The 21,074-nt window shown below is 63.0% G+C and carries 19 protein-coding genes; 3 read left to right on the top strand and 16 right to left on the bottom strand.

The genetic code is table 11. The features are described from left to right. Positions 1-5: 5 nt before the first annotated feature. Entirely contained in the window at positions 6-929 is a 924-nt protein-coding gene (locus AB4Z53_RS16210; RefSeq protein WP_113539667.1) for a DMT family transporter, read from the bottom strand. Positions 930-1,247: 318 nt separating this feature from the next. On the opposite strand from AB4Z53_RS16210, the gene AB4Z53_RS16205 reads away from it, so the two are divergent. After that, on the top strand, positions 1,248-2,198 hold the full coding sequence (locus AB4Z53_RS16205) for a LysR family transcriptional regulator (protein ID WP_441596624.1): 951 nt from the start codon (positions 1,248-1,250) through the stop codon (positions 2,196-2,198). On the opposite strand, the gene AB4Z53_RS16200 is transcribed toward AB4Z53_RS16205, so the two are convergent. From AB4Z53_RS16200 to AB4Z53_RS16175, 6 genes are all read right to left on the bottom strand, one after another. Beyond that, the gene (locus tag AB4Z53_RS16200; RefSeq protein ID WP_441596623.1) at positions 2,195-3,004 is read right to left on the bottom strand and encodes an inositol monophosphatase family protein; all 810 of its coding nucleotides are present in this window, start codon (positions 3,002-3,004) and stop codon (positions 2,195-2,197) included. The genes AB4Z53_RS16205 and AB4Z53_RS16200 overlap by 4 nt on opposite strands. Positions 3,005-3,006: 2 nt before the next feature. Then, entirely contained in the window at positions 3,007-3,981 is a 975-nt protein-coding gene (locus AB4Z53_RS16195) for a sugar phosphate isomerase/epimerase family protein (protein ID WP_441596622.1), read from the bottom strand. Positions 3,982-4,086: 105 nt separating this feature from the next. Next, positions 4,087-5,145, bottom strand: coding sequence for an ABC transporter ATP-binding protein (locus AB4Z53_RS16190; RefSeq protein ID WP_113539670.1), 1,059 nt, complete (start codon positions 5,143-5,145; stop codon positions 4,087-4,089). A gap of 2 nt (positions 5,146-5,147) precedes the next feature. Beyond that, a complete protein-coding gene (locus AB4Z53_RS16185) occupies positions 5,148-5,936 on the bottom strand; it encodes an ABC transporter permease (RefSeq protein ID WP_291157813.1) in 789 nt (262 codons plus the stop codon). Beyond that, positions 5,933-6,817 (bottom strand): ABC transporter permease, encoded by an 885-nt coding sequence (locus tag AB4Z53_RS16180; protein WP_223729346.1) that lies wholly within the window; start codon positions 6,815-6,817, stop codon positions 5,933-5,935. Before AB4Z53_RS16180 ends, AB4Z53_RS16185 begins: the two co-directional genes overlap by 4 nt. Positions 6,818-6,898: 81 nt before the next feature. Further along, positions 6,899-7,963, bottom strand: a complete 1,065-nt coding sequence (locus AB4Z53_RS16175) for an ABC transporter substrate-binding protein (RefSeq protein ID WP_291157855.1) — start codon at positions 7,961-7,963, stop codon at positions 6,899-6,901. 282 nt (positions 7,964-8,245) lie between these two features. Between AB4Z53_RS16175 and pdxR the strand changes: the two genes are divergently transcribed. Continuing rightward, a complete protein-coding gene (gene pdxR / locus AB4Z53_RS16170) occupies positions 8,246-9,745 on the top strand; it encodes a MocR-like pyridoxine biosynthesis transcription factor PdxR (protein WP_441596621.1) in 1,500 nt (499 codons plus the stop codon). Between the two features lie 121 nt (positions 9,746-9,866). Here pdxR and betA read toward each other — a convergent pair whose 3' ends face one another. The 7 genes from betA to speB all read right to left on the bottom strand — a co-directional run bounded on the left by betA (position 9,867) and on the right by speB (position 16,688). Next, positions 9,867-11,552 carry a choline dehydrogenase gene (gene betA, locus AB4Z53_RS16165; RefSeq protein ID WP_441596620.1) on the bottom strand — a complete coding sequence of 562 codons (1,686 nt, stop codon included), beginning with the start codon at positions 11,550-11,552 and terminating at the stop codon, positions 9,867-9,869. 18 nt (positions 11,553-11,570) lie between these two features. Continuing rightward, complete coding sequence (locus tag AB4Z53_RS16160; protein ID WP_441596619.1) at positions 11,571-13,034, bottom strand: purine-cytosine permease family protein; 1,464 nt, start codon at positions 13,032-13,034, stop codon at positions 11,571-11,573. 1 nt (position 13,035) lies between these two features. Beyond that, a complete protein-coding gene (locus AB4Z53_RS16155; RefSeq protein WP_113539677.1) occupies positions 13,036-13,206 on the bottom strand; it encodes a hypothetical protein in 171 nt (56 codons plus the stop codon). A gap of 102 nt (positions 13,207-13,308) precedes the next feature. Next, complete coding sequence (locus AB4Z53_RS16150) at positions 13,309-14,199, bottom strand: polysaccharide deacetylase family protein (protein ID WP_441596618.1); 891 nt, start codon at positions 14,197-14,199, stop codon at positions 13,309-13,311. After that, positions 14,196-14,933 carry an SDR family NAD(P)-dependent oxidoreductase gene (locus tag AB4Z53_RS16145; protein WP_441596617.1) on the bottom strand — a complete coding sequence of 246 codons (738 nt, stop codon included), beginning with the start codon at positions 14,931-14,933 and terminating at the stop codon, positions 14,196-14,198. Before AB4Z53_RS16145 ends, AB4Z53_RS16150 begins: the two co-directional genes overlap by 4 nt. Beyond that, positions 14,930-15,712: an SDR family NAD(P)-dependent oxidoreductase gene (locus AB4Z53_RS16140; RefSeq protein WP_441596616.1), complete on the bottom strand. Its 783-nt coding sequence runs from the start codon at positions 15,710-15,712 to the stop codon at positions 14,930-14,932. Before AB4Z53_RS16140 ends, AB4Z53_RS16145 begins: the two co-directional genes overlap by 4 nt. A 4-nt stretch (positions 15,713-15,716) precedes the next feature. Then, entirely contained in the window at positions 15,717-16,688 is a 972-nt protein-coding gene (gene speB, locus AB4Z53_RS16135) for an agmatinase (protein ID WP_441596615.1), read from the bottom strand. 90 nt (positions 16,689-16,778) lie between these two features. Here speB and AB4Z53_RS16130 point away from each other — a divergent pair, with 90 nt between their 5' ends. Next, positions 16,779-17,711, top strand: coding sequence for a LysR family transcriptional regulator (locus AB4Z53_RS16130; protein WP_441596614.1), 933 nt, complete (start codon positions 16,779-16,781; stop codon positions 17,709-17,711). Positions 17,712-17,746: 35 nt separating this feature from the next. On the opposite strand, the gene AB4Z53_RS16125 is transcribed toward AB4Z53_RS16130, so the two are convergent. Continuing rightward, positions 17,747-20,197 carry a GcvT family protein gene (locus tag AB4Z53_RS16125; protein ID WP_441596613.1) on the bottom strand — a complete coding sequence of 817 codons (2,451 nt, stop codon included), beginning with the start codon at positions 20,195-20,197 and terminating at the stop codon, positions 17,747-17,749. A gap of 85 nt (positions 20,198-20,282) precedes the next feature. Continuing rightward, entirely contained in the window at positions 20,283-21,068 is a 786-nt protein-coding gene (locus AB4Z53_RS16120; protein ID WP_441596612.1) for a DeoR/GlpR family DNA-binding transcription regulator, read from the bottom strand. Positions 21,069-21,074 lie beyond the last annotated feature (6 nt).

Here is a 21,074-nt window from a genome sequence, read left to right as displayed (position 1 = left end):
GTCCTTCAAACGAGTTTGATGAGCGCGACACCCGCAAGCAACAGCACCACCCCGGCGAGGCGCAGCCCCGACACCGGCCGCTGCGGGAGACGGAACCAGCCGTAGCGATCGACGAAGACACTTGCGACCTGCTGACCGGCGACGGTAAAGCCGACCGCTGCGGCCGCGCCGATCACGGGGATCGCGGTAAATACCGTGGTGACATAAGTAGCGCCGGCAAGGCCGCCGAGCCAGCCCCACCAGGGCATGGTCTGCACGCCGCCGATGTTCGGACGGGGTGCCTTCTGTCTAGCGAGCCCAACAAGCATTACCGCTGCCATCGCGAGCGTTGCGACGAAGAACGAGACGGCGCCCACGGCAAACGGCGCACCACCGAGATCGTGGCGCAGCAGCGCGTTGACGGCGCCCTGGACCGGGAGGACCGCGCCTGCGGTCAGCGCCAGGGCGATCCATCCAAGCTTGTCAGCCTTGAGGTTGTCCTTTCCGCCTTGGCCGAACACGATCATGCCGACCCCGATGAGCACCACGAGCGTGCCGATCGCTGCTCCAGCGCGAAGTCCGGTTGGCATCACGCCAAGCAGACCGAAGCTATCGAGCGCAAGGGACGCAAGCATCTGCCCGGCGATAAAGAGCCCGACGGAAACGACGGCGCCTAGTCGGGGAAAGAGAACGATCGTCGAAACGACGTAAACCGCCGAGGCGATGCCTCCGACGAGATGCCACCATTCGGCCTCTGGAACTGCGGTGAGAACGGCAACTGTTCCGGTAAACAGGGTGACGAAAAACAGCAGGCCGGTGCCGATCGCGAGCTGGAGCGTGGTGGCCGCAAACGGCGATCCGACAGCCTTCGAAAGTTGTGCGTTGGCGCCCGCCTGAACGGCGAGCAGACCGCCGGCAACCAGAGCCAATGGAACGAACAGGGTCTCCATCACGGGACCTCCTTGATGAGTAGCGCAAAGGGGGACAAGGACCGGCGTTGAGGTTCTCTCACACCGGCAGCCGGGCGCGACAGGCGCGTTCGACCGTCCTATCCGAACGTGTTTACCTAGTTAGGCCGTGCCTTCTCGCAGATCGATCTGTCACTTTGCCGTTTCATGCTGCATATTTGCACATCCCCTAAGTTTGGGCCGTCGAAGCGCCGAGTCGCCTGATCTTGGGGGTGGTTGTGCCGATCCGACCGACGATGGCGGAGACGGCGCTGCGACGTGCACGCTCGATCCGCAACGCTGCTGAAGGTTTGCCCAGACATGAACAGCCACCACCGTATCGACTGGGAAGATCTCCGCTTTGTCCTGGCGGTCGCGGAGGCGAACTCCCTCGCTGCCGCAGCCCGCGCGCTCGGCGTCAATCACACTACCGTGCTCAGGCGCGTTGGATCGTTCGAGCAGAGATTGGGGGTCCGGCTGTTCGATCGCCTCCCGTCCGGCTACACGCTCACAGCCGGCGGCGAGGAACTGCTCGCGGTGGCCCGACGGATGGCGGAAACGGTCACCGAACTGGAGCGCCGCCTGACCGGGCAGGACCTGCGGCTGGAAGGCAGCCTCCGGATCACCACCACCGACACATTGATGGCCTCGATCCTGCCGTCGATACTCGCTGCCTTCCGGCAACGCCACCCGGGCGTCCTGCTCGAAGTGAGCACCTCGAATGCGCTCGCAAATCTCTCTCATCGCGACGCTGACGTCGCCATTCGCCCCGCCGTCGATTCACCCGATGCGCTCGTTGGCCGCCGGATCGCGAACGTTGCCTTTGCCGTTTATGCGGCGCCTTCCTACCTGCAGGAACGCGGCCTTGGATCGTCCGACAAGATCGATTTCGCGGGGGAACGCTGGATTGGCCTGGGCGATGCGCTTGCTTCCACAAGCGTCTCACGATGGATGCGCGCGACGCTGTCAGCGCCGGCGGTGCTGCGCTGCGATTCCCTGGTGACTGCGCGCGAAGCAGCAGCAGCCGGCATCGGGCTTACGGCGCTGCCTTGCTATCTTGGCGATACGACGCCGGGCCTGGTGCGCATCGGCTCACCGGTCGCCGCAATGACGCGAGAGCTCTGGCTCCTCACCCACGAGGACCTGCGCCGCACCGCCCGTGTCAGCGCCTTTACCGAGTTTGCAGGCCAGGCGCTCGCGAAACATCGGCCGCTCTTCGAAGGGCGTGATCCCTCCGCGCGCCCACGCTCAAAAAACGCAGCCGGCACCTAGTCCGCTGCGGGGTTTGTCCCGTGCCGCAGCCGCTCGAGTGCTTCGGCGTGCAGCGTCTCGTTTGCTGCCATGAGGACTGCCCCGTACTGGTTCGTGTTGGCCAACGGTCGGCCCTCCCAGTCCGTAACGATGCCACCCGCTCCTTCGATGATGGGTACCTGCGGAAGGATGTCGTAGTCGAACACGTTGCTTTCGACCAGGATGTCAACGCAACCAAGCGCCAGCAGGCCGGCGGCGTAGCAATCATGCGACATCCGCGTGAAACGGGCGCCGGCTGCCAGCCGCGAGAAGCGCTCTCTCGTATCAAGATCGAACTGCTCCAGCGCCGATGTATAGACGATCGCTTCCTTGAGGCGGGCGGTTTCGCTCGTTCTGATTGGCACACCGTTGAAGAGCGTCGGGCTCGCCCGCTGGCCGACCCAGCGCTCGTTTGTTATCGGCTGATCAATGATGCCAAGACACGGTGCGCCCTGATGCAGCAGCGCGATTTGCGTGCCGAAAGCAAGCGAGCCGGACGCAAAGGACTTGGTGCCGTCGATCGGATCGAGCACCCAGACCCATTCCGCATCGGCATTGGAAGCACCAAACTCCTCGCCGCGAACGCCGTGGTCTGGAAAACGCTTCCCGATCATCTGCCGCATCGTCATTTCGGCGAGACGATCGGCTTCTGTGACAGGGCTGCTGTCCGCCTTGGCGTCGATTTCGAGCCGTTGGCGAAAATAGGGACGGATAACGGTAGCGGCGGCATCGGCCATTTCGTGGGCGAATGCCAGAAACGCAGGTGGGCAGGCGTGTTCGACCGTCATTCTTAGACCTTCTCAGCTTGCGTTATGATTTTCTGCAACAGGCTCCGGACCGTCTCGACCTGCCTGTGGGCGGCCGCCACCTCCTGACGCAGTCGCGCCTCCTGGTCGCCAGCTCCAATCGTGGTGAAGCTTGCCGTGCGGGCGGGGATGAACGGATCGCGTGCCTCGTCGGCAAAGCGAAGCGCGGGCGCGAAATAGCCCTCCTCCTCTTCCAATCCAAAGGCCAGGACCTGCGGCTTGTCGCAGCCAAGCAGCAGCAGCTCAACCAACATCGCCAGCATTGGCAAATCGCCGTTTCCCGAAAGGCAGGCGAGATGCGCCCAGCCGCCGCGATCCGGCCGTACGAGGCAATCCTTGACATGCACCTCGGTGATATGCGGCGCCTGCGCGGCCAGCGCCGACATCGGCACTTCAAACGCATTGATCATGTTGCCGAAATCGAACAGAAGGCTGAGGCGCGGGTTTGCGACTGCCTCGACGATTTGGATCAACTCTGCTGACTTGAGGTCCTCATGCTGTTCGATCGTGTAACGGAGCCTGCCCTCAGGATCGAGGTTTTCAAGCTGCCGCAGATCGGCGATCGTCCATTCGACGATCTCAGAAACCCGCCCCTCGTAGCGCGGGTAACAGCGAAGCGATGTGGCTCCTGTCGCAAGCGCGATACGCACCGCGTCGGAGAGCCCGGCAAGCTCGGTCGTGCTGGTCTCGACATGCAACTCCAGACCGAGACTGCTCACCGCCGCGCCAAACGCCAGCAACGCCTCGTTTGACATTCTGGCCAGACTTGCCTGCTCGCCGTCCTCGACATGAACCTTGAGGCCCTGCAGACCCAGTTCTCTTGCGAATTCAGCCAGATCCAGGGGCTTCATGCCACCAAAGCGGAAGTTCAGGTGGAAAGCATAGGCATGAGCAAAGAGCGGCGCACGTCGTGCCCGCGCAGCGAGCTTCGCACGGCTCTCGGCAGACAGCCCCTCCATCCTCTGCCGCCAATTCGGGCGAGGCGTCATTTCCCATGGCAAATCAGGCACCATCCCGGATCCTCCGCAAGCGATCGGCATTGTTCGAAGTTTTCGTTCGCGTCATCAGGCCGCAAGAACAAGCAGGTCACGATCAGAAATGCTGACTTCGACCGCGGTCCCGACAGAAGGCGGCGGCGTGTCGGGTTGGTTGAACGTATCGAGCGAGACGAACTGACCGGCAACGGCAACCCTGATGCGGATGACCGAACCGAGGAAATGCACCTCGGCAATATGGCCGGAGAGAACGACGCTGCCCTCGTCCTTTCGTCCGAGCGCCACGGTTTCCGGCCGGAGCGCCAGGCTCACGCGGTCACCCGCCCGTCCGGGCAGCTTCCTGTTCAGAGCCACCGGGATATCCCCCAGCCCTACCCGCCCCGCGGCTGCGTCGATGAGGCTGGCATCGAGCAGATTAAGCGTGCCGACGAACTGCGCCACGAACCGCGTCGCCGGCCGATTGTAGATTTCAAAAGGAGTGCCGACCTGATCGGCTATGCCTTGATGCATGACCACGACGCGGTCCGACATCGACAAGGCCTCTTCCTGATCATGCGTCACGAAGATGGTAGTGATGCCGAGCTCACGCTGGATGCGGCGGATTTCTTCTCGCAGGCTCACGCGTATCTTTGCGTCAAGCGCCGACAGCGGCTCGTCAAGCAGCAGAACCTGCGGGCGGATTGCCAGCGCGCGTGCCAGGGCCACGCGTTGCTGCTGGCCGCCGGAAAGCTGGAACGGGTAGCGCTCGCCGAGTTTCGGTAAGCCGACCATCTCCAACATTTCCCCGACACGCGTGCGGATCTCTGCCTTTCCTACGCCCTTTATCCGCAGGCCGAAGCCGATGTTCTCTTCGACCGTGAGGTTCGGGAAGAGCGCATAGGCCTGGAAGACCATTCCGATGTTGCGACGGTTGGCAGCAAGGCCGGTCACGTCGCGCCCCTCGATGCGAATGGCACCGGCCGTCGGCGCCTCAAATCCGGCGACCATGCGCAAGACGGTTGTCTTGCCGCAGCCGGATGGCCCGAGGAAGGAGACGAACTCCCCTTTCTCGATGTCGAGGTTGAAATCCTTGACGACGCGCAGCGCGCCGAACGATTTTTCCAGATGACGGATGTCGAGAAAGGCCATGATCAGCGCCTCACGGTAGAGAATTTTGAAAAGCGGGTGAAAAGCTGGATCAGCCCCATGCAGGCCCAGGTGATGCCGAACGCCACCACCGCGAGCGCCGATGGTTCATAGGCGCGATTGCCGCCCATCCAGACCATGTAGGGACCGAAGCTGCCGACGTTGAGCAAGGCGGCAAAGACGTATTCGCCGATGACGATCGCGAAGGTCAAAAAGGCACCGGAAAGCACCGAGACGAAGACGTTCGGCAAAATGACGACGGCGAGGATCCGCGCCCAGCCGGCGCCAAGGCTCTGGGCCGCTTCGGTCAGGCTGCCGACGTCGACGGTGCGGAGCCCGGTATCGACGGAGCGGTACATGTAGGGCAGCGACAGTGTCGCATAGCCGAACAAAAGTAGCAGATTGGTGCCCCACCAGCTTCCCGTCAGCGGCAGGATCGAAGAGGTATTGTAGATGCGGATGTAACCGAAAACGATGACGATCGGCGGAATGACCAGCGGCAGTAGCGTCAGGAACTCGACGATCGGGCGCAGCCCCGGAAACCGCAGCCGCACGAAATAGGCTGTCGGCACGATGATCAGGATGCCGAGAACGATCGTCAGCAAGGCGAGAACCACCGAGTAACCGAAGGTCTGCTGGAACTGAGGATCCGCCAGCACGACGCGATAGGCTTCGAAGCTGTAGCCATCGCGCTGCATGCGCATGGAGAAATCGAACATGCCGACGAGCGGGAGCAGGAAATAGAGCCCGCCGAAGGCGACGGCGAGCCAGGACCAGAGGCGTCTTTCCGTCATTTGACCCACCTTTCCGCACGCATGCGCAAGACGATGTAGATTGCGTTGGCAACGGCGGTCAGCAGGATCATCGCAAAGGCGATGGCATAGCCGAGATGCGGATCATTGAGCACGTCGCCGCGGATCTGCGCGAAGAGGACGATCGGCGCGATCGAAAGCGATGAGCCGGTCAGCGCGATGGCAGTCGCAACCGCCCCGAAGGCGTTGGCGAAAAGCAGAGCGAGCGTGCCGAGAAGGGAAGGCCAGAGCACCGGCAACGCCACCAGCCGCCAGTACTGAAAGCCGTTGGCGCCAAGGCTTTCGGCCGCCTCCCGCCATTCGCGGCGCAATCCCTCCAGCGCCGGCGTGATGATCAGCACCATCAGCGGAATCTGGAAATAGAGATAGGTAAGTGCCAGGCCGAGGAAGGAGACGATGTTGAAACCGGCGCCGTAGAGATTGATGCCGAACCAGTGGCGCAACAGCATCGTCACGAAGCCGAGGCGGCCGAGTGTTGCGATGAAGGCGAAGGCGAGCGGGACGCCGGCAAAGTTCGAGGCGACGCCGGAGAAGGTGAGAATGGCATTGCGCAGCGGTCGCGGGAGGCCGCCCAGCGTGATGGCAGCGGCGATGAGAAAACCGAAAAGACATCCGAGCGCAGCCGTCAGCAGGCTGAGTTCGATCGAAATCCAGAAGGCAGAGCGTATCGAAGGCGCAAGAAGCTTGCCGAGGTTTTCGAGCGTCACCTGTCCCTGCGCGTTGCGGAACGCACCGAGCACGATGTTGAGCGTTGGCAGGATGAGGAACAGCGTGGCGAAGAGGAAGAAGGGGGCGACCCCGAACCAGCTGAGGACCTGCCGTGGCCTGAAGGCAGCCGGCAGGGATGCGACGCTTGTCGTCATCGGATTTGTCCCTGGAATAGTAGCGCCAAAGGCCGGTGAGAGGCTTCGTGACAGGTGAAGCCTCTCTGCCCGAGCGGCGGATTACTTCACGTTGGCGCCGACAACCTTGTCCCAGCCCTCGACCACCGCGGTCTTGTTGGCCGAAAGTTCGTCGACCGTCGGGAAGATCGCCTTTTCATAGGCTTCGGCCGGCGGCAGCTTGTCGAGCAGGTCCTGCGGGAACTTGCCGGCCTTCAGCATGGCATTGAAGCGCGCCGGGTGGCAGTAACCCTTCAGCCAGCCGGTCTGGCCTTCATCGGAATAGAGGTATTCCATCCACAGCTTGGCGGCATTCGGGTGCGGTGCGTAGGCGGAGATCGCCTGAACATAAACGCCAGCAACGACGCCGCTCACCGGCACGACGACATCCATCGGCGGATTGCCCTTCAGGGCATCGCGCCAGGCCAGGAGATTGTAGTCCCAGGCAGCGACGATCGGCGTCTGCCCCTGTGCGATCGTGCCGGCCTTGCCGAGCACAGGCACGAAGTTGCCGGACTTGTTCAATTCCGCAAAGAGCTCCAGCCCCTTGCCGCCGGACTCCGTTCCGGGCTTGGCGCCGCGCGAGATGCCGGCCGACATCAGCGCCAGGATCGCCTGGGCGGAAGACCGCGGATCGCCGGTGAGCGCGACGGCGCCGGAGTATTCCGATTTCGACAGATCCGACCAATCGGTGGGCGCAGTCTCGAGCAGGTCCTTGTTCACACCGAAGGCCATGACACCATAGTAGTCGCCGTACCAATAGCCCTTCTCATCCTTGATGTTGCCCGGGATTTCGTCCCAGGTCGCCACCTTGTACGGCTGGAGAAGTCCTTCCTGCGCGGCGGCAGGCGCAAAGGCAAGGCCGAGGTCGACGACATCAGGCGCCTGCGAGCCGGTATTGCCCTTGTTCGCCCGGATCGCTTCCAGTTCGTCGGCGGTACCCGCATCAGGGTTCAGCTCGTTGACCTCGATGCCTGGATATTTTGCCTTGAAGCCAGCGATGACCTCACCGTAATTGCACCAGTCATGGGGGAGCGCGATGACCGTAAGCGCGCCTTCCTTCGTGGCAGCCGCCACCAGCTCTTGAGAAGGCTCGGCGCGGGCAATACCCGGCAGCGCGGCAGCCATGGCAAGGGTGGAGACGAAGGCGCGGCTCGTTGCGCGCGATAGAAGCTTCTTCATGATTTCCTCCTGTTGACCGTCTGCGACGGATCGTGGGCGATGACTGCTTTTCTGTCCTTGCATCCGGCCGTCGGCACCGCCGTCAGTTCCGGTTCCCCCGCACCTTGTCTGCGTCCTGCGGAAGGGCTGCATCGGTGCGTTTTCGTGTAGGTACAGGATGTAACAATTGGACGACGAAGAAACGTCCATTATGATGCATTCGATCGTACCAATTTTGGAGACACACCGGTGAGCAAGCAGTTGGAAGGCCCGATCCTGCCGTTCCTGCGCATTGATGCGACGATCGCGCTGCCGAAATTCCGCCAGGTGCAGGACCAATTGCGCATGGCCATCCTCAAGGGGCATCTGCGTGCCGGAACCCGGCTGCCCGCCAGCCGCATCCTGGCCGACGAGCTCGGCCTGTCGCGCCAGACTTTGGTGCGGGTGCTCGAGAACCTGAAGGCGGAGGGCTATCTGGAGGCACGGCAAGGGGCCGGGACATTCGTGTCCGCCGCCTTGCCGCGGCAATCGACCAAGCTGTCGATGCCCGCTCGTGGTGACGTTGCCGACAGCGCACCGCCACGGCTATCGCGCATTGGCGAGCAATCGCGCCGGATGTCGGCCGACATCGGCCAGATGGAGGACAGGCCCTTCCTGCCCAACCGGCCGGCGCTCGATCGCTTTCCCTTTGCCATCTGGAGGAAATGCTGGAACGCCGTAGCGCGCAGCGGCAAGGCGGTGGCCATGGGCTATGGCGATGTCGCGGGCGAACTGGTTCTGCGGCAGCGGATCGCCGAGTATCTGGCCCTGCACCGGCGAGACCCTTGCGATCCTGAGCAGATCGTCATCACACCCGGGGGCCACGCGGCCTTCTCGCTCGCAGCGCTGGCGCTTGCCGATGCCGGCGACGGGATATGGTTCGAGGATCCGGGGCCAATCACCACCAGCAACCTCTTTCGAACGCTTGGTCTGCGCCTGTGTCCGACGGATGTCGATGCCGAAGGCATGGATGTCGAAGGCGCGATCGCCCGCTACCCGAATGCCCGGCTCGCCTTCGTCATGCCTTCGCGCCACCACCCGCTCGGCGTCACCCTGACGCTGCCGCGCAGGCTTGCTTTGCTCGAGTGGGCTCGGGCCAACGATGCCTGGATCATCGAGGACGATTATGACAGCGAATTCCGTTACGACGGCGCGCCGCTGCCGTCCATGCGCTCCATCGACAGCAATGGACGGGTCATTTACGCCGGCAGTTTCAGCAAGGCGCTCTATCCGGGCCTGCGTGTCGGCTATCTCGTCCTGCCGCCGCAATTGATCGGTACTTTCCGCAACCTCTCAGCGCTGATCCATCGCAGCGTGCCCGTCGAAACCCAGCTCGCGCTCGCCGAGTTCATCGGCGGTGGTCACTTTGCAAGCCATCTGCGCCGCATGCGTAGCCTCTACGCCGAGCGCCGCGAAACCTTTACGCAAGTGGCGCAGGAGACGCTTGCCGGACTTGCCCGCATCGACAGCTCCGAAAGCGGCCTTAACGCGCTCGCCTGGCTTAAGGGCGGCCGGCAAGACCAGGCCTCGCACCGTGCCGTGCTCGATGCGGGGCTGCAATGTTATCCCCTGTCCGACTATACGATCGCAACACCGCAGCCGGGCGCGCTCATTCTCGGTTATGCCGGCGTTCCGGCAGACCGGATGAGGCCTCTTCTTCTCCGGCTGGCGGATGCGATTGCCCGAACGGAGGGCAACATCGGGATTTGAGGCGGCCGAGGAGCCTTTCGACCGCCAAGGCCCATCGGTTCGGCTCCTCGTCGTCACCGCGCTCCCGCCGGGCTACCACATAACCGATACCCCGCAGCATGCCGCACCGCCCTCTCTCAGTTCACTGCTGGAGAGCGCGCAGCGGCTTGCTGCTGCGCTGTGTGACACCGACGCCAGGGGCAACGCCGACTTCGGCGTTGGAGGCGGCGAGCAGCGGTTTGCCGCGCACCATGTCGGAGGCCCGCTCTGCCAGCATGATCGTCGGCGCGTTGAGGTTGGCGTTCGGTTCGGACGGGAAGACAGAACTGTCGATGACCCGCAGCCCATCGATGCCACGAACCCTAAGTTCGCTATCGACGACCGCCATTCCATCCTCACCCATCCGGCATGAGCCGCAGGGGTGATAGGTGCTCTCCATGGTCTCTCGCACCCAGGCGTCGATCTCGTCATTCGTCCGCACATTCGCTCCCGGGGCGATTTCATCGCCACGGAAACGGTCGAAGGCCGGCTGGGCGATGATCTCACGCGTCAGCCGCAGGCAGCGACGGAAACCTTCGCGATCCTCCTCGCGGTCGAGATAGTTGAAGAGGATGTCGGGCTGCTCGTGGGCCTCGGGAGAACGCAGCCGGACGTAGCCGCGGCTTTTCGGCTTGTTCGGTCCGGTCAGGACCATGAAGCCGTGGCCATCGAGCGGCTTCTTGCCATCGTAACGCATCGCTGCAGGCAGGAAGTGGAACTGGATGTCCGGCCATTGAAGCGAGGCGTCGGAGCGGATGAAACCGCCGCTTTCGAAGTGGTTGGAGACGGACAGCCCCTTCTTGAACAGCAGCCATTCTGCCCCGATCAACGCGCGGCTCAGGACGCCCATCTTGCCGTTGAGCGTGATCGGCTCCTTGCACGCATATTGAATATAGACCTCCGAATGATCCTGCAGGTTCTCGCCGACGCCAGGCAGATCGTGCAGGACGGGAACGCCCGCCTGCCGCAGCACCGCGGCCGGGCCGATGCCCGAGCGCTGCAGCAGGTGCGGCGATCCGATCGGGCCGGAGGCGATGAGCACTTCGCGGCTGGCGCGGGCAATATGGCGCTCGCCGCCGAGTTCATACTCGACACCCACGGCGCGTTTGCCTTCGACCAGCACCCGGCGCGTCATGGCATGGGTGACAACATTGAGGTTCGGGCGGCCCATCGCCGGTTTCAGATAGGCGTTGGCAGTCGACCAACGCACTCCGTCCTTCACGGTCATATGCATCGGCCCGAAGCCCTCCTGCATGTAACCGTTCGGATCGTTTGTCGCGACATAGCCGGCCTCGCGTCCGGCATCGACAAAGGCCCGGTAGAGCGGGTTCTTCATCTTGTTACCGGCATTGGTCGAAAGCGGCCCGGTGGCCCCGCGATAGCTGTCGCCCCCGTCCTGCCAGGTCTCGGCCCTCTGGAAATAGGGCAGGCAATTGGCGTAGCGCCAGCCGCGCGCTCCCAGTTCCTCCCACTCGTCGAAATCCCGCGCGTGGCCACGCATGTAGACGAGCCCATTGATCGAGGACGAGCCGCCAATGACCTTTCCACGGGGGCAATGCACCCGGCGCCCGTCGAGACCGGGTTCCGGTAGGGTCATGTATTTCCAATTGTACTTCGTTCCGTTCATCGGGATCGAAAGCGCCGTCGGCATCTGGATGAAGATCGACTTGTCGCTGCCGCCGAATTCGAGCACGAGCACCCGGGCGGACGGATCCTCCGACAGGCGGTTGGCGAGCACGCAGCCGGCCGACCCTGCCCCGATGATGATGTAGTCGTATGTTTCGGTCATCGTCGTCTTCTCCGGTGGTTATGGATACTGACCCCAGCCGCGGCCGCGGGCGAACAGCCGTGTCAGCACGTAGTGGACCGTGCCTGCAGCAAGACAGGACGGCACGGAGGCGGTCAGGTATTTGAAGGCTGGAAGGCTCGCGAGCGTCTGCGGATTGAAGACGGCGACATAGACGATGAAGCCGACCGCAAGAGCAAAGAGCCCGATCGGATTGAAGCCACCCCAGAAGCGGTAGGGACCGTTTTCCTGCGGCCCGTGCAGGCTGCGCATGTCGAGCTTCTGGCGCCGCAAGAAGAAGTAGTCGGCGATACCGATACCGGCGAGAGCGGAATTCAGCGCCGAGGTCCAGACGAGGAAGATGAAGAAGCCGTCATACATCTGCGGATAGAAGACTACGAGCCCGAACGGGATGAGGCAGAAGAGGAAGAGGATCGTGCTCCAGGAAATGGCGCGCACCGATGCCGTACCGACCTGCCGCAGGCCGACGATCGAGGTGTAGAGGATGTTCGCCATCGACGTCATGTTGGCGAAGGCGACGAAGAGCAGTGCGACGATGCCGATCATCGGTCCGGCAATCTTCGTCATCCAGATTGTCGGATCGCTTTCGCCAAGTGCCACTGCCGCAAGCAGGCCGACGATTTCACCAAGGGCAGCGGCCCCGAAGATGCCGAGGATGTTCGGCCAGAAGGCTGTGCGCTCGTTCTTCGTCAACCGCGCCAGATTGCCGATATAGGGCCACCAGGAGAAGCCGGCGGCGAGATTGACCTCGACCGCGACGATGAAGTTCAGAGTCTTGTCCTCGAACGGCGGCGCAAGGGCCGGCAGCGCCAGGAGCTCGCCGATCGAGTGATGGCTGAGGATGAGATAGAGCATCGCCACCATCAGGAGCACCAGCGCCGGCGATACGACCATGTTGAAGAACTTGATCGAGGTCGGTCCCTTGGCGACGATGAACCAGGTGAGCAGTATCGCGCCGATGGCCGCAACGATCATCTTGGCGCCGGTCGGATTGGCCGCTTCGCCGGCGCTGAGCGCCATCAACCCGTCGATCGAGCGGCCGAACATCATCGCGAGAACCGCGAGCCACCCCATGGTCAGGATCACCACGGCGAGTACATAGACGACGCGGCTGCCGTTGTAGCCGAATTGGCTGCGCAGTGCGATGAACTGCTCGACGCCATAGCGGCCGGACATGGTGGTGGTCGCGAGCGCGGTCAGTACCACGCCGACGATGTTGCCTATGACGATTGCGGCAATGCCCTCCTTCGGCCCGACGAACAGACCGACGGAACCGCCGATCAAAAAGGCCCAGGTGGCAATGGCCAGTGCCGAATTGGCGTATGTGAATTCCCAGAAACCCCAAAGCCTCTCGGCTGGCAGCAGCGGCGCATCGCCACGCTCGGCGGCGGCACGGTTGCGGGCTGCATCCTCAAGCTCGGTTTCGACGGCGGTGAGGCGGTCCAATGCAACGTGATCGGTCATCTCACGCCCCCCAAAGCCAGAAGCCGACGACGAGTACGAGCGTCAGCAAGGTTAAGCAGGTATAGTCGAGCACGGTCATGGTGCCCTCGAAGCGCTCTCCCGCTTCGATGTCCTCATAGACGCGGGCGCGCCGCGACAGTTCGCCCTGCCAGGCGATTTCGTTGTGTTCCATCGTCGTTCCCCTTGTCGCGTCGCGCCTTTTGGCGTCTTTCCGCGAAGACAGTCGCGGCTCCATCAGCCGCAGATCTTCGGAAGCGGGCGCACCCGCTTCCGGCTACCGAACCCGCACGGGCTCGGAATAGAAGGGCAGCCGATCGATCCTTGGCGACCAGCTGCCGTTTTCGACAACGCGCCGCACATGAGCGGCGATCTCTTCCATCGGCGCGAACCAGACGTCGCCGCGCCGGATGACCTGTTCGAGAAAGCGGTGCACCACTTCCCAGCGGGCGAGCCGACCGGTGGCAAAAGGGTGGACGACTGGAACCCAGAGCGCGCCGTGGCGATAGGCGGCCTCGAATTCCTGGGCGAAGGCGGCAAAGCCCTGTTCCGGCGCCCGGATCGGCATCATGTAGTCGAGGTCCATCGACTGGACATATTGCGGCCAGTCATCGAGACCCCAATGCGAAGGCAGTTCGACGAGGCGCCCGGCATCACATTCGAGCAGGTACGGGATGTCGTCACCCATCAGCGAGGCGTCGTAGTCGAAACCGCGCGACACCAGCAGGTCGGCGGAGCGATGGGAGAAATTGTAGAGCGGCGCACGCCAGCCGCGCGGCCGCTGGCCGCTCGCCTTGACGATCACCTCGATGCCGCGGTCAAGCCAATAGGCTTCCTCGTCATCGGGCAGTTCGCGCGGATGCTCGTGCAGGAAGCCGTGGTGTGCCAGTTCGTGGCTACCCTCAAGAATGGCGTCGATCGCCTGCGGATACTGCTCGATACACCAGGCAGGCACAAAGAAGGTCTGCTTGATACCGAGTTGCCGATAGCTTTCGACAATCCGCGGGATCGCCACCTTCGGACCATATTGCAGCATTGAGATCGCCGAGACGCGGCTGTGGCCATCATTGGGATGGGCGATATGGATGAGGCTGTCGGCATCCATGTCGAAGGTGATGCAGGCGGCACATTTGGCGCCGTTCGGCCAGGGAATGGGATTGGCGATCATGGCATGATGCTCCCGCCGTTGCTGCCGATCCCCTGCCCGGTGAAGTACCGTCCTCCAGAACCCGCCAGGAACAGGGCGAGCTCGCCGATCTCCTCGGGCTTGCCGAAGCGAGCAAGCGGGATCGCCAGTTCCCTGGCGCGCCATTCGGCGCTCATATGGACGGCACCCAGCATCTCGGTATCGATAGGCCCTGGACAGATGGCATTGACGAGGACGCGTGGCGCGAACTCCTTCGCCCAGGAGCGCACTAGGCCGAGCACGCCGTGCTTCGAAGCGACGTAAGGCGAAAAGGTCTCGCGACCGTAGTAGGCCATGTCCGAGGCGATCAGGATGAGGCGGGCAGGCTCCTCGACTGTCCCGTTCATCAGCCCGAGCGCCATCTTGCCGACGAGGAAGCTGCCGCGCAGGTTGATGGCGATCACGCGGTCAAAATCGGCGACCGGGGTTTCAAGCAAAGGCGCCTCATGGATCACGCCGGCGCAATGGACGACAATATCGAGCCCGCCGAAGGTCTCCCGCACCACCTCGCCGACGGCCGCGACGGCGCCTTCATCGGAGACATCGCAGGCGAGCGTAAGCACCTCAGCGGCCCCTGCCTTCGTTGCCGCCTCCGCGGTCTCCAGCGGCTTGCGGATATCGGCAAGCGCGACGCGCGCGCCCGACGCGGCGAAGGCCAGGGCACAGGCGGCGCCAATGCCGCGATAGGCGCCGGTGATGAGAACGCGCTGCGTCATGCCATCACCTCGCCGCGATCGAGCATCAGCGCCTGCCCCGTCATGTCCTTCGCGCCGTCGGAGGCAAGGAAAAGATAGGGAGCGGCCWGATCTTCCGGCTCCAGCAAGCCAGGCAGAACCTGCGCACCGACGATTTCGGCCAGCAGATCCTCCTCACTACGACCAGTGCGCAGCGACATGTTTTTCAGCGACAGCATCGCCGCCTCGGTGCGCACCCAGCCCGGGCAGACGGCATTGACGCGGATGCCCTTGGCGGCGAGCTCCTTGGCCATCACGCGGGTAAAGCCGAGATTGGCATGCTTGGAAGCGATGTAGGCGGAAAACTCGGGCACAGCGACCCGGCTCCAGATCGACGCCGTGACGATGACACGACCGCCGTCGGCCATGTGCGGCAGCGCATGGCGGGTGACGTAAAAGGTGCCGTTGGTGTTGATGTCGGTGATACGGCGGAAGGTGTCCTCGACCGCATCATCCTCTTCGCTGAGCGGCGTGATGCGCTCCAGCCCGGCATTGTTGACGAGAACGTCGATGCGTCCGAGTGGCGCGAACGTCGCCTTCACCGCAGCGCTGTCGGTGATGTCGCATTCGAGTGCCGCGACCTTGCCGCCGACACGTGCCGAAATCTCGCGCGCCGCCTCATGGATGCCGGCACCCGAAGAAAGGATTGTCACGTCGGCGCCGGCCGCGGCAAAGGCTTCCGCGACAGCCCTGCCAATGCCCCTGCTTGCGCCGGTGACCAGCACATGTTCACCAGAAAAATCGTAAGCGATGCGCCCCATGGTCTCAGCCTCTCTTCGCGTGCATGACGCGGCCGATAAGGTTCATCAGCACCTGGGCGGCAAGGATCGAGGTCGAGCCGGAATGGTCGTAGTCCGGGGCAACCTCGACGAGGTCGATGCCGACGATCGTGCCGCGCCTGGCGAGTGCAGCCAGGATCTCGAGCACTTCGTAATAGATGAAGCCGCCATGCGAGGGTGTGCCGGTACCAGGCGCGATCGATGGGTCGAAGCCGTCGATGTCGATGGTGACATAGTAGCGGGCGCCGGCCGGCACGCGGGCGACCACCGATTCCGTGCCCAAGGTGCGGATCTGGCGCACCGAGAGAATGTCCGACCCCATGGCGCGGGCATCCTCATACCCCTCCTTCGCCGTGGAAGAGACGTTGCGGATTCCGAGTTGCGACAGGCCGGAGACATAGGGTTTCTCCGCGGCGCGACGCATCGGATTGCCGTGTCCGTAACGCACCCCATGGCGCTCGTCGACGAAATCGAGATGCGCGTCTATCTGGACGATGTGGATCGGGCCGTTCCTGGCGCAGTCGTCTTCGAAAGCGTTGATGCACGGGATGTTGACGGAATGGTCGCCGCCGAGAACCACCGGAAGCGCACCGGCTCCGAGGATCTTGCGCACGCCGAATTCGATGTTCGCGTGGCTCTTCATCGTGTCGGTATGGACGATGTCGGCGTCGCCGATATCGACGATCGAGACCTTGTCGCTCGGCAGATAGGTGACGTCGTCCTCGTGGTCGTAAGCACCACCGTGACCGAAGGAAAACAGGGTGGAAGCCTCACGGATGGCACGTGGGCCGAAGCGGGTCCCGGCGCGCCACTGCGTGCCGCAGTCGAAGGGCGCACCGAGGATGGCGACGTCGGCGTCGATCTGATCCCAATCGGGCTGGTAGGGATATTTGCCGAAGGTGCAGATGCCGACAAACGGCAAGTTCAGGCGCCCGGTTTCGTAGGAATTGCTAGCCATGTGTCTCCTCCACAGGCGAAGGAGTGTGCGGAAGGCCGATACCTTTAAAAATATCTATGATTGGATGTTTAGTTGTGACTTAATCAATGCATGATCAACAAGGTTCGCCACCGCGTTCTCAATCTGTCTCTCGGCGACGCCGAGCTCCGGCTGTTGCGCGTCTTTGCCTCCGTCGTTCAGTATGGCGGCTTCTCCTCTGCCCAGACCGCACTCGGCATGACGCAGGCAACGATATCCACGCATATGCGCCATCTCGAGGATCGCCTGGGCTTGCGGCTTTGCAGTCGCGGGCGAAGCGGCTTCCTGCTGACGGATGAAGGGCGCCTCGTCTATGAAGCGACGCTGGAACTCTTCGGTTCGCTGGAGAAGTTCCAAAGCCGCGTCGGCGAAGCTCAGGGCGAGCTGACCGGAAGCCTTACCTTCGGCACCGTGGATGCAATGATCACCAACAGGGATCTCGATCTTCAGGGTGCGCTAGCGGCATTTCACCGTCAGGCACCGCGCGTCCATTTGGAAATCGACGTCGCCGCGCCGCAGGTTCTGCATCAGGGCCTGCTGAATGGCGCGTACCAGATCGTGCTCATGCCTTCTATCGGCAGTGCCACACCGCATTTCCGCACCCAGTCGGTATTTTCCGAGGTTCAGAAGCTGTATTGCGCCGAGGGCCATCCGCTTTTCGGCCTGGAGGATACGGCAATCACCGCGGAGCTTCTGGAGGCACAATCCTTCGCCGGCCGCACCTATATGCTGAACGAGACGATCTGCGGCGTGAACTTCCGCTGGGCAGCGGCAACGCCGCATATGGAGGGAACGCTGCTGCTGCTACTCTCCGGCGCCTATATCGGCTTCCTGCCCGACCACTATGCCGAGGAATGGGTGCGTAGCGGCCGCCTTCGGCTGCTCGCCCCGGAACGCATGACCTTCGAGGACATGTTCCACATCGCTCACCCGCGCAACAAGCCATCGCGTGCAGCCGAAACGCTTGCGCACACCATCGTTGAGAGCGCGCGCAATCCCCGTTGAGCTCTATCGGCGGCGGCGTGTAAGCGACACAGTGACTAGGCCTTCACGCGGAAAGCCTTGGGATCATAGGCAGCCGCGAGATGTGCGGTAACCGCAAAACGCTCGCCGGCGAGTTCGACCTCGAAGCGGCCGGACTCGACGAAGGATTTGTCCACGCCCGCACTATGTTCGATGAGTGCCAGCGCGACGGAACGGCCGAGCGAATGGCCATAGGCGGCCGAGCGCACCTCGCCAACCGGCCTGCCGTCACGAAGGATCAACTCGCCGCCCCAGAGCACCGGCAGGGGATCGTCCACCGTAAACTGTACGATTCGCCGGGCGGGCGACCCCTTAGCCTTTACCGCAAGATAAGCGTCCCGACCGATGAAGCCGCCCGCCTTGTCGGCCGCCACCGCAAAGGCGAGGCCCGCCTCGCATGGATTGATGTCCGGGGTCAGCTCTCGGCTCCAGGCCCGGTAGCCTTTTTCCAGCCTGAGCGCCTCCAGAGCGTAATAGCCGCAATCGGTAAGACCGAATTTGCCGCCGATCTCGTGCAATGCCTCGTAGACACCGACGGCGAACTCCGTCGGCACGATCAGTTCCCAGCCGAGTTCGCCGACATAGGTCATGCGGTTTGCGTAGGCGGTAGCGTAGCCGATATCGATTTCGCGGATCGTCGCGAAGGGAAAGCCCTCGTTCGAGATATCGGCCGAGGTGAGCTTCGAGAGAATGTCGCGCGACTTCGGCCCCATCAGCGCCAGTACGGCATAGGCGGAGGTAACGTCGATAAGCGTCACATGAGCATCGGCCGGGATATTCTTTTGGATCCAGTCGGCGTCATGCACTGCCTGTGCCGATCCGGTGATGAGGAGGAAGCGGTCGACCGCAAGTCGCATGACGGTCAAGTCGCTCTCATAGCCGCCCCGTTCGTTCAAGAGGCAGGTATAGACGGAACGGCCGATGTTGACGTCGATGTCCGCAGCGCAGATCCGATTGAGCGCTGCCGCCGCATCCCGCCCCTGGACGAGAAGTTTGGCGAAGGAAGTCTGGTCGAAGATGCCGACGGCTTCGCGCGTCGCCTTCATCTCGCGTTTCACCGCCTCGTGCCAATTCTGCCGCCCGAAGGCGTATTCTGTCACCGGTCGCTCGCCTCCAGCGGCAAACCAGTTGGCGCGCTCCCACCCCATCTTCGAGCCGAAGCAAGCTCCCTTGGCAGCAAGCCGATCATAGAGGGGGGAGCGCCGGAAGGGGCGCGCCGTCTCCAGCTCCCGGTTCGGCCAGGGCATGGCGTAGTGCAGGCCGAGCGTTTCCTTGACGCGGTCGTGCAACCAGCGCGGATTGTTGTTGAAGCCGGCGAAACGGCGGATATCGACCGGCCACAGATCCATGGTCGGCGCGCGATTGACGATCCACTCGGCCAGCGCCCGACCTGCGCCGCCAGCGCTGGCAATGCCCATGGAGTTGAAGCCAGCGCCGACAAAGAAGTTCTTCAGTTCCGGCGCCTCGCCGAGAATGAAGTTGTTGTCCGGAGTAAAACTCTCCGGGCCATTGTAGAACTTCTTCACCTCGGAAGTTGCAAGCTGCGGCACCCGCTGCAGCGCATTGTGCATCAGGATTTCGAACTGGTCCCAATCGTCCGGCAAGAGCGCGAACTCGAAATCATCGGGAATGCCGGCCATGCCCCAGGGCTTGGCTTCCGGCTCGAAGCCGCCCATGACAAGGCCGCCTACTTCTTCCTTGAAATAGATGTAGCCGTCGGGATCGCGCATGACAGGCAGATCCGGATGCACGCCCTCGATGCGTCCGGTGACGATGTACATATGTTCGGCCGAGTGCAGTGGTACGGTGACGCCACACATCTGGCCGACCTTGCGCGCCCACTGCCCGGCACAGTTGACGACGATCTCGGCGGCAATGGCGCCCCGATCGGTTTCGACGCCGGTGACGACGCCGTTCTTCGTCGAAATGCCGGTGACACGGACGCGCTCGATCACCCGCGCGCCACGATTTCGTGCGCCCTTGGCGAGCGACTGCGTGAGATCCGTCGGATTGGCCTTGCCGTCTCCCGGCAGCCAGACGGCGCCGACGAGATCGTCGATCGCCATGACCGGCCAGAGGTCCTGCGCCTCCCTAGGCGAGATCACCTCGATCGCGACCCCTTGGGCACGGGCGGAGGCCGCCGTGCGCTTCAACACAGTCATGCGGTCTTGCGTGCGGGCAACCGAGAGCGAGCCACAATTCTTCCAACCAGTGGCAAGTCCGGTTTCGGACTCCAACTCGCTATAGAGCTTGGTCGAGTATTTGATCAGACCCGTCATGTTGGCGTGGCTGCGCAACTGACCGACGAGACCGGCCGCATGCCAGGTCGTGCCGCCGCTCAGCTGCCCCTGTTCCAGCAAAGCGACGTCGTTCCAGCCAAGCTTGGTCAAGTGATAGGCGACCGAGCAGCCGATGATACCGCCACCGACGATGACGACCTGTGCCTGTGTTGGAAATTCCTGCGCCATGAAACGACCTCCCGAACCCATGGAAGGCCGCACGGTAACAAAACGGGGACAAAGAACAAGACATAAAGTTACAAAATATTACATTTCATTGTTCTGCGACGACCAGGGCCGGACCTTTGCGCTCGAGTGCCTCGCGGATCGCCTCCGGCGGATGCCGGTCGACAATCACTCCGGCCGCCGCTTCGAACCGCGGAATGCGCAGCGGCGTCAGCCGTCCGAACTTGGAACTGTCGAGGACGAAATAGGCCTTGGCCGCCGTTGCCACCATGCGCGAGCGCTGCTCGGCGCCGCTGCGGGTAAAGTCGGTCACCTCGCCGTCCGGCGACAGGCCGCCGCCGCCCAGGAACGCGACGTCGACGCGGAAATGGCTGATGGCCTCGAGCGCATCGATGCCGATGGCCGCCTCTTCATCCGGATCGATTTCACCGCCGAGCATATGCACCCGCACCTGGGGCTGCCGGCACATCAACAGTGCGATCGATAGCGAAGTCGTGCAAATCGTTAGATTTTTTCGCCCGGACAGGGCATGAGCCACAGCGAGCGTCGTCGTGCCGGAATCAAGGAAGATCACCATACCGTCGCGCACGAGACCCGCTGCCGCACGGCCGATCAGCGCTTTTGGCCCGGCATTCTCCTCCCGCCGCTCGACAAAGGCCGCTTCCGTCGGCTCGAACAGGGTGGCGCCACCATGGACAAGATCAAGCTGGCCGCGCTCGGCAAGAAGCTTCAGGTCGCGCCTGATGGTCTGGCGGGAAACATCGAAGAAGTCCGCAAGCTCGGTAATCCCGACGGTACCATCGGCTGCAAGACGCCTGAGGATCTCGCCGTGACGGCGGGGAGCAAGAGCGCGAGCGTTTTGTTGTTCTGACATGTGACT

The sequence above is a fragment of the Ensifer sp. 2TAB8 genome (assembly GCF_052115125.1).
GTDB lineage: Bacteria > Pseudomonadota > Alphaproteobacteria > Rhizobiales > Rhizobiaceae > Ensifer.
This window is presented reverse-complemented; position numbering and strand designations above follow the sequence as displayed.

Coding starts and splice junctions, on each gene's coding strand:
- AB4Z53_RS16210 (WP_113539667.1), bottom strand. CDS start 929: ATGGAGACCCTGTTCGTTCCATTGGCTCTGGTTGCCGGCGGTCTGCTC.
- AB4Z53_RS16205 (WP_441596624.1), top strand. CDS start 1,248: ATGAACAGCCACCACCGTATCGACTGGGAAGATCTCCGCTTTGTCCTG.
- AB4Z53_RS16200 (WP_441596623.1), bottom strand. CDS start 3,004: ATGACGGTCGAACACGCCTGCCCACCTGCGTTTCTGGCATTCGCCCAC.
- AB4Z53_RS16195 (WP_441596622.1), bottom strand. CDS start 3,981: ATGGAGGGGCTGTCTGCCGAGAGCCGTGCGAAGCTCGCTGCGCGGGCA.
- AB4Z53_RS16190 (WP_113539670.1), bottom strand. CDS start 5,145: ATGGCCTTTCTCGACATCCGTCATCTGGAAAAATCGTTCGGCGCGCTG.
- AB4Z53_RS16185 (WP_291157813.1), bottom strand. CDS start 5,936: ATGACGGAAAGACGCCTCTGGTCCTGGCTCGCCGTCGCCTTCGGCGGG.
- AB4Z53_RS16180 (WP_223729346.1), bottom strand. CDS start 6,817: ATGACGACAAGCGTCGCATCCCTGCCGGCTGCCTTCAGGCCACGGCAG.
- AB4Z53_RS16175 (WP_291157855.1), bottom strand. CDS start 7,963: ATGGCTGCCGCGCTGCCGGGTATTGCCCGCGCCGAGCCTTCTCAAGAG.
- betA (WP_441596620.1), bottom strand. CDS start 11,552: ATGACCGAAACATACGACTACATCATCATCGGGGCAGGGTCGGCCGGC.
- AB4Z53_RS16160 (WP_441596619.1), bottom strand. CDS start 13,034: ATGACCGATCACGTTGCATTGGACCGCCTCACCGCCGTCGAAACCGAG.
- AB4Z53_RS16155 (WP_113539677.1), bottom strand. CDS start 13,206: ATGGAACACAACGAAATCGCCTGGCAGGGCGAACTGTCGCGGCGCGCC.
- AB4Z53_RS16150 (WP_441596618.1), bottom strand. CDS start 14,199: ATGATCGCCAATCCCATTCCCTGGCCGAACGGCGCCAAATGTGCCGCC.
- AB4Z53_RS16145 (WP_441596617.1), bottom strand. CDS start 14,933: ATGACGCAGCGCGTTCTCATCACCGGCGCCTATCGCGGCATTGGCGCC.
- speB (WP_441596615.1), bottom strand. CDS start 16,688: ATGGCTAGCAATTCCTACGAAACCGGGCGCCTGAACTTGCCGTTTGTC.
- AB4Z53_RS16130 (WP_441596614.1), top strand. CDS start 16,779: ATGATCAACAAGGTTCGCCACCGCGTTCTCAATCTGTCTCTCGGCGAC.
- AB4Z53_RS16125 (WP_441596613.1), bottom strand. CDS start 20,197: ATGGCGCAGGAATTTCCAACACAGGCACAGGTCGTCATCGTCGGTGGC.
- AB4Z53_RS16120 (WP_441596612.1), bottom strand. CDS start 21,068: ATGTCAGAACAACAAAACGCTCGCGCTCTTGCTCCCCGCCGTCACGGC.